This is a genomic window from Shewanella morhuae, assembly GCF_900156405.1.
In the GTDB taxonomy this organism is placed as follows: domain Bacteria; phylum Pseudomonadota; class Gammaproteobacteria; order Enterobacterales; family Shewanellaceae; genus Shewanella; species Shewanella morhuae.
Window position 1 is genome coordinate 95,458 of record NZ_FTNN01000010.1, and the last position, 12,878, is coordinate 108,335.

Sequence of the window (12,878 nt, forward strand, 5' to 3'; positions counted from 1 at the left end):
CGCGTTCTAACTAAATTCAGCTACAAACTGAAGTAAGATCATTATAGTACTGCTTATATTTCTCGATTTGACTTGTGCTGCTCACGTGGCAAAAAAATAGTCACCGATAATCCTCCCAGCTCTCTTGCTGCCAACACCAAACGACCTTGATGCAACTCAATGATGTGATGACAAATAGACAACCCTAAACCGGCACCAATGCCCTCATTTTCATTTACACGATAGAAGCGCTCAGTTGCACTGGCAATCTGCAGTTCCGACATACCTTGCCCTTTGTCTGCAATACAAATACTGATTTCATCATCAACAATGCGAGCTGAGATTGATATTTCAGATTCCTTGGGGCTGTATTTACAGGCATTTTCAATAATATTCTTTAGCACGAGTAGCAAATAAAAGCGGTCGCATTTCACGGTCAGCACAGAGGTAATATCCATGTTCCATTCATAATCAGTTATTTGTGGCATCAGCTGATTAAGTGCATCTTCAATCATCGGCAAAATACCATGAGATGACACATTAAGTTCATTAATTGAATCAACTCTAGCAAGCACTAGGAGCTGTTCAACCGTATGACTCATCTGTTCGACACCCGCATCAATCGCCGCTAAATGAAACTTCTGCTGCGGATCGTCCTCAATCAAGCTTTCTAAACCATGTTGATGTAATTTAATTACCGATAATGGTGTTTTTAGTTCATGGGCGGCATCGGCGCTAAAGCGGCGTTCACGGGCAATAAAGCGGGCAATGCTATCAATATACAAATTTAATGCGCGGCGCACAGGCACAAGCTCTTTGGGTAACGACATGGTCAGTGGCGTAAGATCGTTTGGCGCTCGACTGATTAATTCTCTTTCAAAGGTTTTTAACGGCCTGAATAAAAGATAAAACAATAAGCTTACGATCAACAATGTCAAAGGCACCACAATCAAGGGCACTATCACTGCATTATGCATAATTTGTGATACCAACTCTTGACGCACGTCATCACGCTGAGCGGTCACAATCCACACATTATTTTTTATTGAGAAAAAACTAAACACATGCCAAAGTTGACCTTCAAACATGGTCTGATGATAGCCCTGCACAAAACGCGTAATCGGTTTGAGGCCAATATTATCGGATAAAACCAGCGCTTCACCTGCCTCACTCCAAATTTGAAACGCCAACTTATGCTCATAGGCGAGTTTCAACGCATCCGCTTTTTCAGCAAAAGTGCTGATTTGACTATCTGGGACATGCAATATTTGCAGTTTCGTTTGATTTTTAACGGGTGCGCCAAGATCTGTATGATAAAACAGCTCCAGCATTTTTGCAGTTTGTATCATTTGCGCATCAAAAAGCTCTTCTATTTGATGCTTAGAATCACGGGTGCTCAACCAGCTAGAGACAGCCACTGAGACTGAAATCCCTGACAAAATCAATAATGTCAGCACTAAACGCAGTGAATACACATCCTGCCCTTTTAATCTAATCACTTAAATTTCCTAACGTCTTTACATTCTCAGCAAACAGTTAAGATATCAATACCCACAAACGCAGTTTTTGTCACTGAATTGATCGGATTAATTTGTTTCAATCAAGGTATAACCTATGCCACGCACAGTTTTAATCAGCTCGTTGGCGAGCTTCTTACGCAAATGATGAATATGCACTTCAATCGAGTTGCTACCGACTTCATCCCAACCATAAGTTAACTGCTCGAGTTGACTGCGGGTCAATACGCGCCCAGCTGACTGGGCAAGTTCAAGTAATAATTGAAACTCACGGCGTGAAAGCACTACATTTTGTTCGCGAAAAATCACCTCACGAGTATCTAAGCCAATACTCAATGCGCCAATAATCAAACTGTTGTGATCGAGTCCATACTGACGCCTAACAATGGCACGTATACGGGCTGCCAACTCACGCACATCAAAGGGTTTACCTAAATAATCATCAGCACCTATGTCCAAACACTCAAGTTTAGTATCAAAATTGGTATTAGCGGTCAACACTATCGTTGGAATGGATACCCCTTGCTGCCGCCAAGTCTTGAGTAATTCTTTGCCGTTGCCATCGGGTAAACCAAGGTCGAGCACTATGGCACTAAAACTTTCATTTTTAACACCCTGTAATGCTTGTTGGTAAGTATTAAGATGATCAACCTGCATGCCTAGCTTACCTAAGCTTAGGCATATTCCTTGGGCTAATAACTCATTATCTTCAACCAACATAATACGCATTTAATCTCCTTAACTGAGCGATGGGTGGGAATGCTAATTTTAACGTTTCTAATACCAATCGTATTAACTATCTGTTCATTCAGCGGGAGTACAACGCGCTTTAGACAAGGCGAAGGCTTGAAAGCATAGTGGTGCTCTGGCGAAAGCCTTAAACCCAGTATAAAGCGCGTTGAAATACCTGTGGGGCTCTGAACTGGTTAGATAGTTAATGTGATTGGTATAACATTATATTAGTGTGAAAATGCTATCTATTTTACGCCTTACCGCATACTTCGTCATACTTGCAACCACACCATTCCGTCACACTCTTAACCTTACTATCTGCAGCAAATATACGATATAACCGGCGTGATAATCGGCGCCACGCTTCGCTATATCACCATAATATTAAGGATCTATTTCAAAAATATCGAGGTTCATTATTAAGGACGTTTAACACCAACAATTGTATCCAAATCTATTCAACCAATCTTAAGGCTTTATTAACCTATTTGATATTGCTTCAATTAACTGGATTAAGCGCATCACGCTGGTATCGACTCAATTGAATCCACAAACAGCCCCCTTAATACTCTCTTGCCTGCAACATGACAAAAGCGCGACATTTTGACCCACTTTAAAAACTGAAATCAGATCTGCGTCATGTTAATGGAATGTAGAATCCGCTTTCGTCACGTTGATTTAAAATCCTTGATATATATCAACATTATTTACATTCCCCAGGGCTAAACTGAGTTTGTCAATTATGTAAACCCTTACCAATTTACATTTAAACAACAATAAAGGTTGACCCATGGACACACATGCAGCCCTATATGAACAGGGAAAGGCTCGCTTAGATGCGTTACGCCAATTCGCTCCCCGTCAACAGCAATCCTTGATTGAAAAGATGCAACAACATGGCATCAGTCGCCGTGATTTCATGAAATGGAGTGCCATGGTGACGGGCATGCTCGCATTACCACTGCCCTTTAGTAACTTAGTTGCACAGGCCGCTGAGCTAGCCGACAGAGTTCCGTTAATCTGGCTGCATATGGCCGAATGTACGGGCTGTTCAGAATCGTTAATTCGTACCGATACGCCAAACCTAGACTCGCTAATTTTCGATCACATCTCCTTGGAATATCACGAAACCTTAATGGCGGCCTCTGGTTGGCAAGCCGAAGAAAACCTTGAAAATGCACTCGAAACCTACAAAGGACGTTATTTACTGGCCGTTGAAGGGGCGATTCCCACTGCAAATAACGGCAGTTTTTTAACGGTAGGCTGTAAAGGTCACACAGGTTTAGAAATCATCAAACATGCCGCAGAAGGCGCTGCAGCCATTATATCTGTAGGCACTTGCGCCGCGTTCGGTGGCGTGCAAGCCGCCTATCCGAACCCAACGGGGGCTAAGGGCGTACATGAGGTGGTCAGTAAACCCGTGATTAACTTAGGAGGTTGCCCACCAAGCGAAAAGAACATAGTTGGCACTTTGATGTACTTCATTATGTTCGGCAAATTACCTGCGCTGGATATGTTTAACAGACCTAAATGGGCTTATGGCGCACGGGTACACGATAACTGTGAACGCCGCGGCCGCTTTGATGCCGGTGAATTTGTTGAAGAGTTTGGCGATCATGGCGCTAAAGAAGGCTATTGCTTGTATAAAGTCGGTTGTAAAGGACCTTATACCTACAACAACTGCCCCACCGAGCGCTTTAACCATCACACAAGTTGGCCAGTACTCGCTGGACACGGTTGTATGGGCTGCTCAGAACCTAACTTCTGGGATGATATGGCTGACTTTGAAAAACCCCTTGGCCGTCAACTCCTCCATGGATTGGATGCGACCGCAGATACTATTGGTGCGGTGATTTTAGGCGCGACTGTTGTGGGTATTGGAGCTCATGCTGTTGCCAGTCTTTTTGCCAAACCGCTGGAGGAATAACCCATGAGTAAACGCGTAGTTATCGACCCTATCACACGTATTGAGGGTCACTTACGTATCGAAGTCGAAGTGGATGAGAATAATGTCATCAGTAAGGCTTGGTCATCTTCTACCCTGTGGCGCGGTATTGAAGTCATTCTTAAAGGCCGTACTCCAATGGACGTGGGATTAATTGTCCAGCGCATTTGCGGTGTGTGTACTTATTCACACTACCGCTGTGGTACTGAAGCGGTGGAAAATGCCTTAGGGATGACCACTCCACTTAACGCTAAATATTTGCGCTCACTGATGCAAACCTCATTATTTATGCACGACCATATTGTGCATTTTTATCACCTACATGGGTTAGATTGGGTTGATGTGGTTTCTGCACTCAGCGCCGATCCCGCGAAAGCCGCCCAAGTTGCCTTAAAATATACCGATAACCCCATTGCCGCTGGTGAAGGTGACTTAAGGGCAGTCCAGGAGCGAATTAAGGGCTTTGTCGATACCGGTAAACTGGGCCCTTTTGCGAATGCTTATTGGGGTAATGGCACTTATAAATTTACGCCTGAACAAAACCTTGTTGCTCTATCACATTACCTTAAAGCTCTTGAAATACAGCGTATTGCTGCTGAAATGATGGCAATATTCGGCGGTAAATCTCCTCATCCACAATCGATTGTGGTCGGCGGAGTAACCTCAGTACGCGACATGTTAAGCCCTGCACGCCTGCAAGAATGGAAGCAAAAACACGCTATCGTGACTGACTTTATTGTGCGCGGATACCAAGCTGACATCGTCATGGCCGCCGAAGCTTTTGGTGCTGAACCCAGTGTACTGGGTGGCGTTAACGTGAAGAACTTTATGGCTTCACAAGAGTTTGTTCTTGCCAATGGTGAGCACCTGTTTGACCAAGGTGTGATTATGAATGGCGATTTAGCGGGCGTCAGTGATATCAACCCAGACTGGATTGCCGAAGACGTCACCCACGCTTGGTACAGCGCCGATGCGCCGCAACACCCCTACGACGGGACAACTATCCCTAACTATACCGGCTTTGTTGAGCGCGATACTGTTTACGGTAAATTGCCAACCTTAGACGGTGACGGTAAATATTCGTGGGTGAAATCACCTCGTTATAAAGGTGAACCGGTTGAAGTTGGCCCACTCGCTTGCTTACTGGTTAGCTATGCCCGCGGTAATCAAATTGTTGTGGATACCGTTAATGGCCTACTCGCGCGGACGGGCTTACCTATTGAAGCATTATTTACCACTTTAGGCCGTACCGCTGCACGTATGTTGCAAACACTGATCGCGGCGCAACAAGGCTTAAAAACCTTCGACGCATTAATTACCAATATTCAGTCAGATGAAACAACCTATATAAAACCCGATATGGACCCGAATAAGGAATATATTGGCCATGCCATGATGGAAGCTCCCCGTGGTTCGTTAAGCCACTGGATCAGAATCAAAAATGGTGTGATTGAAAACTATCAAACTGTGGTACCGACCACTTGGAACGCCGGTCCTATTGATGCCAACGGGAAAATGGGGCCCTATGAAGCATCACTCATCGGCCTAAAACTGGAAGATCCCACTAAACCCCTTGAGGTGATACGTATTATTCACTCATTTGACCCTTGCATGGCGTGTTCAGTACACGTTATGGATTTTAAAGGTCAGGAACTGAGCGAGTTTCGTGTCAGCCCCAATGGCCAATAAACGAGGGAGGGAACGCAAAATGGACCATTCTGCAACCCGCATTCGGACACTGGTTTTTAGTCCTGCAATACGGATTTTTCATTGGCTACGGGCATTATCAATTCTCGTGCTCGTCGTGACAGGATTTTATATTTCTTGGCCGTTTTTAGCCACACCCGATAGCTCTGATGTACTGGTACAGGGCTGGATCCGCTTCGCTCATCTGATGGGTGGTTTTCTATTAACCGCTATCACCTTAGTGCGCTTCTATCTGTATTTTTTCAGTCGAAGTGATATTGAGCGGCGCTCATTTCGAGATGTAATGAACATAAAAAGCTGGATCACTCAGCTCAAATCCTATTTGTGGATGGGCCATTTGCATAAAGCTGGTGTCTATGGACCGCTGCAATTTGTGACTTATGTAGCAATCTCACTTGTCGCTGTTGTGATATGCATAACGGGTCTGGTGCTATACGCCAATGTGTACCACGAAGGTTTAGGTGGCATGCTTTGGGGGAGTGCAGCTTGGATCACCGCACAAATGGGTGGACTGGCACAGCTGAGGATTTGGCATCATTATTTAACTTGGGCATTTGTTATTTTTGTCGTGATCCACGTCTACATGGCGGTTTGGTCAGGAATACGTTTCAAACATAACTCTGTCGACTCAATTGTCTCTGGCTACGACTATCCAAAGCCAGACTCACACCACTAGGAGCCCAATGAAGATATTGCTGCTTGGTATTGGCAATGTCCTGTACGCCGATGAAGGTATCGGCGTACATTTTGTCAATTACATTTCTGATAACTATCAGTTTACCCATGAGTCTCATCGGCTAGAGCTGCTCGATGGTGGCACCTTGGCTCAAGGGCTCATTCCTATTATCTGCCAATATGAATACTTAATCGTGGTCGATACCGTCAATGCCAACGGGGTCGAAGCTGGCGAAGTCTACTTCTTCGATTTTGATAAAGCGCCCAAAGAAATCGATTGGCAAGGCAGCGCCCATGAAGTTGAAATGCTGCAAACCCTTAATATGATGGAAATGGTGGGTGACCGTCCTAAAACCTTTATCTTAGGGGTAACACCTACAGTACTTGAACCTATGGTTCTTGGCCTTACTCCTAAGGTCGCGGCAGCGGTACCGTTAATGGAAAAAACGCTGTTATCGCATTTATCCTCCCTTGGGTTCACTGCAACGCGTATTGCTGAACATAGTATCGACTCGCTGATCCCTGATTCTTATAAACGTGGCGTCCATGCAGATGAAGAATATTCGATTTGATTTTACCTGTTCACGTCAGGTGCCTTTATATGCACATTTATGTAATCAATATCTACATTACGATGCACTGAACATTAACATAGGCTGTGATGGGCAAAATGGCTTTGGCACATATAACTACTTTATCGAGGCTTTAGGTGAACAAACTCAGCTAGAACAATTAGCCGATGCCATAGCCGCAGACTTTTTAATTTCTGCGTGGCTGATTGACTCCAGCATTAAGGCCATCGATACGCCTCTAGGTGGGAAAACCTTACTCAATTATCCACAATCAGATAGCAACCAAGCGCTCACACCCTTTTGCCAGCACTGCTATCCCCTGATTGGCGATAATCAGTCAGCTAAATTTGGCGCGCTAGATTTAACCTGCCCTTGCTGTAAAGGTGAAACGCTATTAACGCCCGCGCAAAAAGCGTTAACGCTATCCGATATTCACGCCATGGTGCAGGATTTACTAACGCAGGGTTTATCGACACAAAATTTACCAACACAGGATTTACCAACACAAGTCACATTAACGTTAGCCGCTGCCGATAACCTGCAACTCAGCCTGACTCCCTTTAATGAATCCTTAGGCGGACGGCCACAGCTGTTAATTTGTAACCCCAATACATTGAATGCCCATTTTTGTTTGAATGATGCACAAATCCTTGCACTATCCAGCATTGAAAAACCGCTTATTTGTGCCAGACCAACGCAAGAGCACGATAAACTCAACGCGCCGCTCTACGAAATTTGCTTTGCTTATAGTCGAGTGACATTAGTGCTCGCCGAAGTACTGCGACAAAAAGGTATCGATTGGATTTATATTCAAGGACAGCATCAGCGGCCACAACTAGCGTGGATCGATGGCGCATGGGCGCAGATTTGCAGTGTAGGAGTCGATTCTGTTGCCGTTAAAAACCTTATCGCACCTGAACCCTTAAGAGAAACTGTTATTTTTCATGGATATCAAGCAAAGTGGCAAGCATCTAAACGTTCTCGCTCACGTTTACAGCAAGGAGAGCTGAGTGTCGCCGCCTTACCTCACAAACCAACAGTAGAAGGCTTTACTGTTGAGAGTAATGATTTTGAAGGTAATGATTTTGAAAGCGCTGTCGTCAAAGAGATTACCGATTTTGACGATAACGATACAGAAAATCACACCATAGCGGATGCTGCGTTATTCAGTGCACTGTTAAACGGTAAACTCACCAGCCACAAACCAGCAAAAAATGCCGCCGTGATTTACCTAAGTCATAGTCACGCAAGTCAAATCGTCACCTGCGATAATAAAGGTGACACTGAACTCTTTTTCGCCCTACCCGAACTACCCGATAACGGTTATGAAATCTTCCATCAACTGGATAACAGCCCGCAAAATGCTATAGCACAAAAATTTAAGCACCTATTCCCAGGCGACTATTTAGCACTTTTGAGCCTAAAACTGCATGGCAGGCGCGATAATTTACAAAGCCTGTGGGCGATTGCCGCCATTTTAATGGGCCTTAATCCCCAAGAGGAAAACCAAAGCCAAGAATGGCTCAGCGATGCACTGATGGCCGCCGCCATGCGTTACCACGGTGCCAATGCCCCGCGTATTGATTACCCGCTGACCAAAGGTGAAGCGCACCGTAGCCTGAACTGGTGCAAAACTTTAGGTTCACTATTAAGTTTTCGTATTGCCGGTAATGATGACCCCAGTCAACTGGCCTTTGCGATGCAAGACTCTCTGGCTGATTATCTTGCCAACTGGCTAGAGCATATCGATTTAAATATCGGTGTGCATAATATTGCCTTAGCCGGCAACGAATTGGTGAACGAAACCTTATGTAAGCGCATCAGTTTACGGCTAGGTAAAAACTTTCCCTTAATGATTAATCGCAGTCTCGATGTAGACGGTAATAACTTAGCCGTTGGCGCGCTTTACGTTAAGCAGCGACGACTTAATTCCCATGCTTAGGGTAGCAAAAGTGAAGTTTAAAAGTATAAAACCGCATAAGCATCATAGTCGGCACAAAAAGCACAGTGATTTACACATAAAACGCCGACTGGCATTGGAATACCTTACTCATAAAGGCGCCGCGCTTAAGCGGTGCCAGTTGCACATCACTGGCATAGTGCAAGGGGTGGGATTTCGTCCTTTTGTCTATCGTTATGCTCTTGAGTATCAACTAACAGGCACAGTGCTCAACAATGTTAATGGCGTCACTATTGAGCTGCAAGGCACAGAAGACAATCTCACGCAATTTATTACAACGCTCAATACCACCCCGCCGCCACTGGCCCGTATCGACAATATAACCCAAACACCGCTGCCGATTTTGCTAAGCGAAACGGCATTTGAAATTATAAAAAGTGACAGCAATAAAGACGATGATTCCAGTTCATCAATAAGCGCACAAGTGGCGGTATCTGCCGATAAAAGTATCTGCCAAGATTGCTTAAACGATATACATAACCCTGATGATCGTCACTTTGGTTATGCCTTTACTAACTGCACTAACTGCGGCCCAAGATACACCATTATCAATGCCTTACCTTATGATCGCCACCATACGGCTATGGCCGATTTTAACATGTGCCCCGACTGCGCCAATGCATATCAAAACCCACTCGACCGTCGCTACCATGCTCAGCCAGTAAGCTGCCCAGCATGTGGCCCCAAGCTCAGTTTAAAAACGCCGCAACGGGAATGCATCCTTCCCAATGCCTCAAATGTCAGTGCACCTGAATTGAGTACGGACCTTGCGGTGCTTCAAGCCGCAACAGATAGATTACAACAAGGGCAAATTCTGGCGATTAAAGGGCTTGGTGGATTTCACTTAATCTGCGATGCCAAAAACAGCAATGCCGTCAACACACTTAGGCTACGAAAGCAGCGCCAAGCCAAACCGCTGGCGGTGATGATGGCAGATATCACCATGGCGCAGCAGTATGTCACCGGCACGGATGCAGAGTGGCAAGTGCTCAGCTCACAGGAGCGGCCCATAGTGCTAATGAGCAGTCGCGCTGAACACGATCTTAGCTTTGCTGTCGCCCCTAATCTGAATAAGCTCGGAGTATTTTTACCCTACACGCCGCTGCATCATTTACTGCTAAGTCTTTTTAAAGGGCCTTTGGTTGCGACCAGCGCTAATGTTTCTGGTGAGCCTATCATCACAGATTATGATGAGTTGATTAATAGCTTAAGCCATGTGGTGGATGCGATAGTGGATCATAATCGGCCCATTATTAATGGTTGCGATGACAGTGTGGTGCAGGTTATCCAAACAAATACTGAATTGGGTACTAAAACACAAATACAAATGCTGCGCTTAGCGCGCGGTTATGCACCGCTAAGTTTTTCACTCGATACGCCGCTCAGCCAATCAATTCTGGCGGTAGGCGCGCAGCAAAAAAATGCTATTACCCTAGGCTTTGGCTGCAATGTTTTTTTAAGTCCCCATATTGGCGATTTATTTAGTGTCGGTGCAGAACAGTATTTTGAGCGCACTTTAGCCACTTTTTCACGGCTGTATCACTTTGAACCACAGCTAATCATCCGCGATAAACATCCTGATTATGCCCCTTCACGTTGGGCAGAGACGCACTCAAACTCAAATGTAGAGCTAGATAACACTCACAAAATTGCATGTTTAGCGGTGCAGCACCACCATGCCCATGTACTCAGCGTAATGGCGGCTAACCAATATAAAGATACCGTATTAGGTTTTAGTTTTGATGGCACCGGGCTTGGCGACGATGGCAGTTTATGGGGCGGTGAAGTGTTATTAACCACGCTCGATAAAGCGCAGCGATTAGCTTACTTTGAGCCAATGTCCCTATTGGGCGGCGAGCAAGCAATTAAACAACCGGTGAGGTTATTATTGGCATTATTGTTCAAGCAAATGAACTTGAATGCTGTACTTGCACTGAACTTGCCCATACTCAGCAGCCTAAGCCCAAATACCCTAACTAATTTGTATAAAATCTGGCATAACGACCGTGCCCTTAAAAGCTCATCCGTTGGAAGATTATTTGATGCCCTCGCCTGCGCATTAGGCTTAATCGAAACCACCCAATTTGAAGGTCAAGCCGGCATGGCAATAGAAGCCGCGGCTAATCGCGCCGATGCATTAGCCCTTGACGTCATACCGCTTAACTTACCTCTTGATATCAACCAGTGGAAAAGCAGTGAAATGTTCAAGCAGATAGTTGAATTAATTACTGAAAAAACGCTAACAGACAACAGACGCGATGCCATCTCCCGCGCCTTTTTACACACATTAGGTGATGCTATCTGTGATTATGCCGCTCAGTACAAAAATATTCCAACTGTGCTCTGCGGCGGCGTATTTCAAAATAAATACCTTTTGGAATACTGCCTTAGCAAACTTAGCGCCCAAGGAAATCACATTTTACCCAGTAAACTCATCCCAATTAATGATGGCGGCATTGCCCTAGGTCAACTCTGGTATGGCATGCATCAACACATGATTAATGCGCAGGGATTTAGCTGATTTTATTAAGAAATAACAATAATCGACAAAAGCGCTAATAAGCATCCTGTGATTATTTTTTATCCCCATAAATCTGACGGGCATCAAAGATCTACAGCGCAATTTGTATCACACTCAACATTAGCGTAACCAAATTAACGATCCTATAGCCATATTCACGATTTGCCAGGCAAGGTTCTAGAACTGTGCCAATCCAAGGAGAGATAAAATGTGTAAAGATTGCGGTTGCTCCCTCACCCGCCATGATCATTTAGGCGAGCACACACATCATAATGACCATAGCCATGCGCACGGTCACTCCCATACTCATGAACATCAAGAGTTACACACCAATCCTCAGTTAAATGATAAGAAAACCTTATCAGTGATCCACAAGATTTTAGATAAAAATGATGTCGAAGCCGGACATAACCGCGCCCATTTTGAGGCGCATAATATTACTGCCTTTAATATTATGAGTAGCCCCGGCAGCGGCAAAACTACGCTGTTAGAACAACTGAAAGAATATACACAGCTCAACTACGCAGTGATTGAAGGTGACTTAGAAACCTCACGCGATGCTGACCGCTTAATTGCTAAAGGCATTAAAGCCTATCAAATTCAAACCGGTTCAGCCTGTCACCTTGATGCCTTTATGGTGCACGGCGCCCTGCATCATCTGCCACTTGAAGGGCTCGATATCTGCTTTATCGAAAACGTCGGTAATCTTGTCTGTCCGGCCAGTTATGACGTCGGCACCCACAAAAATATCGTGCTGTTATCCGTGCCAGAGGGTGATGACAAAATTGAAAAATATCCGGTGATGTTCCGCCGTGCTGATGTGGTATTGGTGACTAAGTGCGATCTACTGCCTCATTTTGATTTCAAAATGGATGAAGCCAGAGCACAGCTTAAAAAACTCAATCCTGATATTCAACTGCTTGAAGTATCAATTAAAGATGGTGATTCCATGCGCGCTGTAGCCCATTGGCTTAAAGATAATATGCGAGGAACACAATAATGTGTTTATCCATACCGTCACAAGTTATCGCCATCGATAATGACCGCCAAAGCGTTACCGTAGATACCCTAGGAGTACGCCGCGATGTCAGTAGCCATTTGATGGCAGAACCTTTAGAACTTGGTGACTATGTGTTGATCCACATCGGTTTTGTGATGAACAAAATCGACAAGGAAGATGCACTGCACAGCATTGAACTGTATCGTGAAATAGTGACTAAACTCGAACTCGAAGATGCGGTAATGCCCACATCTTTAATGTAACGCTTAA

Annotated in this window: 11 protein-coding genes; 8 read left to right on the forward strand and 3 right to left on the reverse strand. The window is 44.8% G+C overall.

The genetic code is table 11. From position 1 onward, the window contains the following. Window positions 1-53: 53 nt before the first annotated feature. The 3 genes from BW947_RS12780 to BW947_RS18925 all read right to left on the reverse strand — a co-directional run bounded on the left by BW947_RS12780 (window position 54) and on the right by BW947_RS18925 (window position 2,401). Entirely contained in the window at window positions 54-1,478 is a 1,425-nt protein-coding gene (locus BW947_RS12780; RefSeq protein ID WP_076500172.1) for an ATP-binding protein, read from the reverse strand. An 87-nt stretch (window positions 1,479-1,565) separates the two neighbouring features. Further along, a complete protein-coding gene (locus BW947_RS12785) occupies window positions 1,566-2,225 on the reverse strand; it encodes a response regulator transcription factor (protein WP_076500174.1) in 660 nt (219 codons plus the stop codon). Next, entirely contained in the window at window positions 2,189-2,401 is a 213-nt protein-coding gene (locus BW947_RS18925; protein ID WP_076500268.1) for a hypothetical protein, read from the reverse strand. Before BW947_RS18925 ends, BW947_RS12785 begins: the two co-directional genes overlap by 37 nt. A 617-nt stretch (window positions 2,402-3,018) precedes the next feature. Here BW947_RS18925 and hyaA point away from each other — a divergent pair. The 8 genes from hyaA (at window position 3,019) to BW947_RS12830 (ending at window position 12,871) form a co-directional block, all read left to right on the forward strand. Then, a complete protein-coding gene (gene hyaA, locus BW947_RS12795; RefSeq protein ID WP_076500176.1) occupies window positions 3,019-4,155 on the forward strand; it encodes a nickel-dependent hydrogenase small subunit in 1,137 nt (378 codons plus the stop codon). Window positions 4,156-4,158: 3 nt separating this feature from the next. Further along, window positions 4,159-5,862, forward strand: a complete 1,704-nt coding sequence (gene hyaB / locus BW947_RS12800; protein WP_076500178.1) for a nickel-dependent hydrogenase large subunit — start codon at window positions 4,159-4,161, stop codon at window positions 5,860-5,862. A 19-nt stretch (window positions 5,863-5,881) separates the two neighbouring features. Then, window positions 5,882-6,556: a Ni/Fe-hydrogenase, b-type cytochrome subunit gene (cybH, locus tag BW947_RS12805; RefSeq protein ID WP_076500180.1), complete on the forward strand. Its 675-nt coding sequence runs from the start codon at window positions 5,882-5,884 to the stop codon at window positions 6,554-6,556. A gap of 7 nt (window positions 6,557-6,563) precedes the next feature. After that, the gene (locus tag BW947_RS12810) at window positions 6,564-7,127 is read left to right on the forward strand and encodes a HyaD/HybD family hydrogenase maturation endopeptidase (protein ID WP_076500182.1); all 564 of its coding nucleotides are present in this window, start codon (window positions 6,564-6,566) and stop codon (window positions 7,125-7,127) included. After that, window positions 7,108-9,069 carry a NiFe hydrogenase gene (locus BW947_RS12815; RefSeq protein WP_076500184.1) on the forward strand — a complete coding sequence of 654 codons (1,962 nt, stop codon included), beginning with the start codon at window positions 7,108-7,110 and terminating at the stop codon, window positions 9,067-9,069. Before BW947_RS12810 ends, BW947_RS12815 begins: the two co-directional genes overlap by 20 nt. Before the next feature lie 94 nt (window positions 9,070-9,163). Next, window positions 9,164-11,608, forward strand: coding sequence for a carbamoyltransferase HypF (gene hypF, locus BW947_RS12820; RefSeq protein WP_076500270.1), 2,445 nt, complete (start codon window positions 9,164-9,166; stop codon window positions 11,606-11,608). Between the two features lie 208 nt (window positions 11,609-11,816). Further along, window positions 11,817-12,608, forward strand: a complete 792-nt coding sequence (gene hypB, locus BW947_RS12825) for a hydrogenase nickel incorporation protein HypB (protein ID WP_076500185.1) — start codon at window positions 11,817-11,819, stop codon at window positions 12,606-12,608. Then, window positions 12,608-12,871: a HypC/HybG/HupF family hydrogenase formation chaperone gene (locus tag BW947_RS12830; protein ID WP_076500187.1), complete on the forward strand. Its 264-nt coding sequence runs from the start codon at window positions 12,608-12,610 to the stop codon at window positions 12,869-12,871. Before hypB ends, BW947_RS12830 begins: the two co-directional genes overlap by 1 nt. The last annotated feature ends 7 nt before the right edge of the window (window positions 12,872-12,878 follow it).

What these genes read in the sequence shown, in the direction of transcription:
- BW947_RS12785 (WP_076500174.1), bottom strand. Translation starts at nt 2,225, where the DNA reads ATGCGTATTATGTTGGTTGAAGATAATGAGTTATTAGCCCAAGGAATA.
- hyaA (WP_076500176.1), top strand. Translation starts at nt 3,019, where the DNA reads ATGGACACACATGCAGCCCTATATGAACAGGGAAAGGCTCGCTTAGAT.
- hyaB (WP_076500178.1), top strand. Translation starts at nt 4,159, where the DNA reads ATGAGTAAACGCGTAGTTATCGACCCTATCACACGTATTGAGGGTCAC.
- cybH (WP_076500180.1), top strand. Translation starts at nt 5,882, where the DNA reads ATGGACCATTCTGCAACCCGCATTCGGACACTGGTTTTTAGTCCTGCA.
- BW947_RS12810 (WP_076500182.1), top strand. Translation starts at nt 6,564, where the DNA reads ATGAAGATATTGCTGCTTGGTATTGGCAATGTCCTGTACGCCGATGAA.
- BW947_RS12815 (WP_076500184.1), top strand. Translation starts at nt 7,108, where the DNA reads ATGAAGAATATTCGATTTGATTTTACCTGTTCACGTCAGGTGCCTTTA.
- hypB (WP_076500185.1), top strand. Translation starts at nt 11,817, where the DNA reads ATGTGTAAAGATTGCGGTTGCTCCCTCACCCGCCATGATCATTTAGGC.
- BW947_RS12830 (WP_076500187.1), top strand. Translation starts at nt 12,608, where the DNA reads ATGTGTTTATCCATACCGTCACAAGTTATCGCCATCGATAATGACCGC.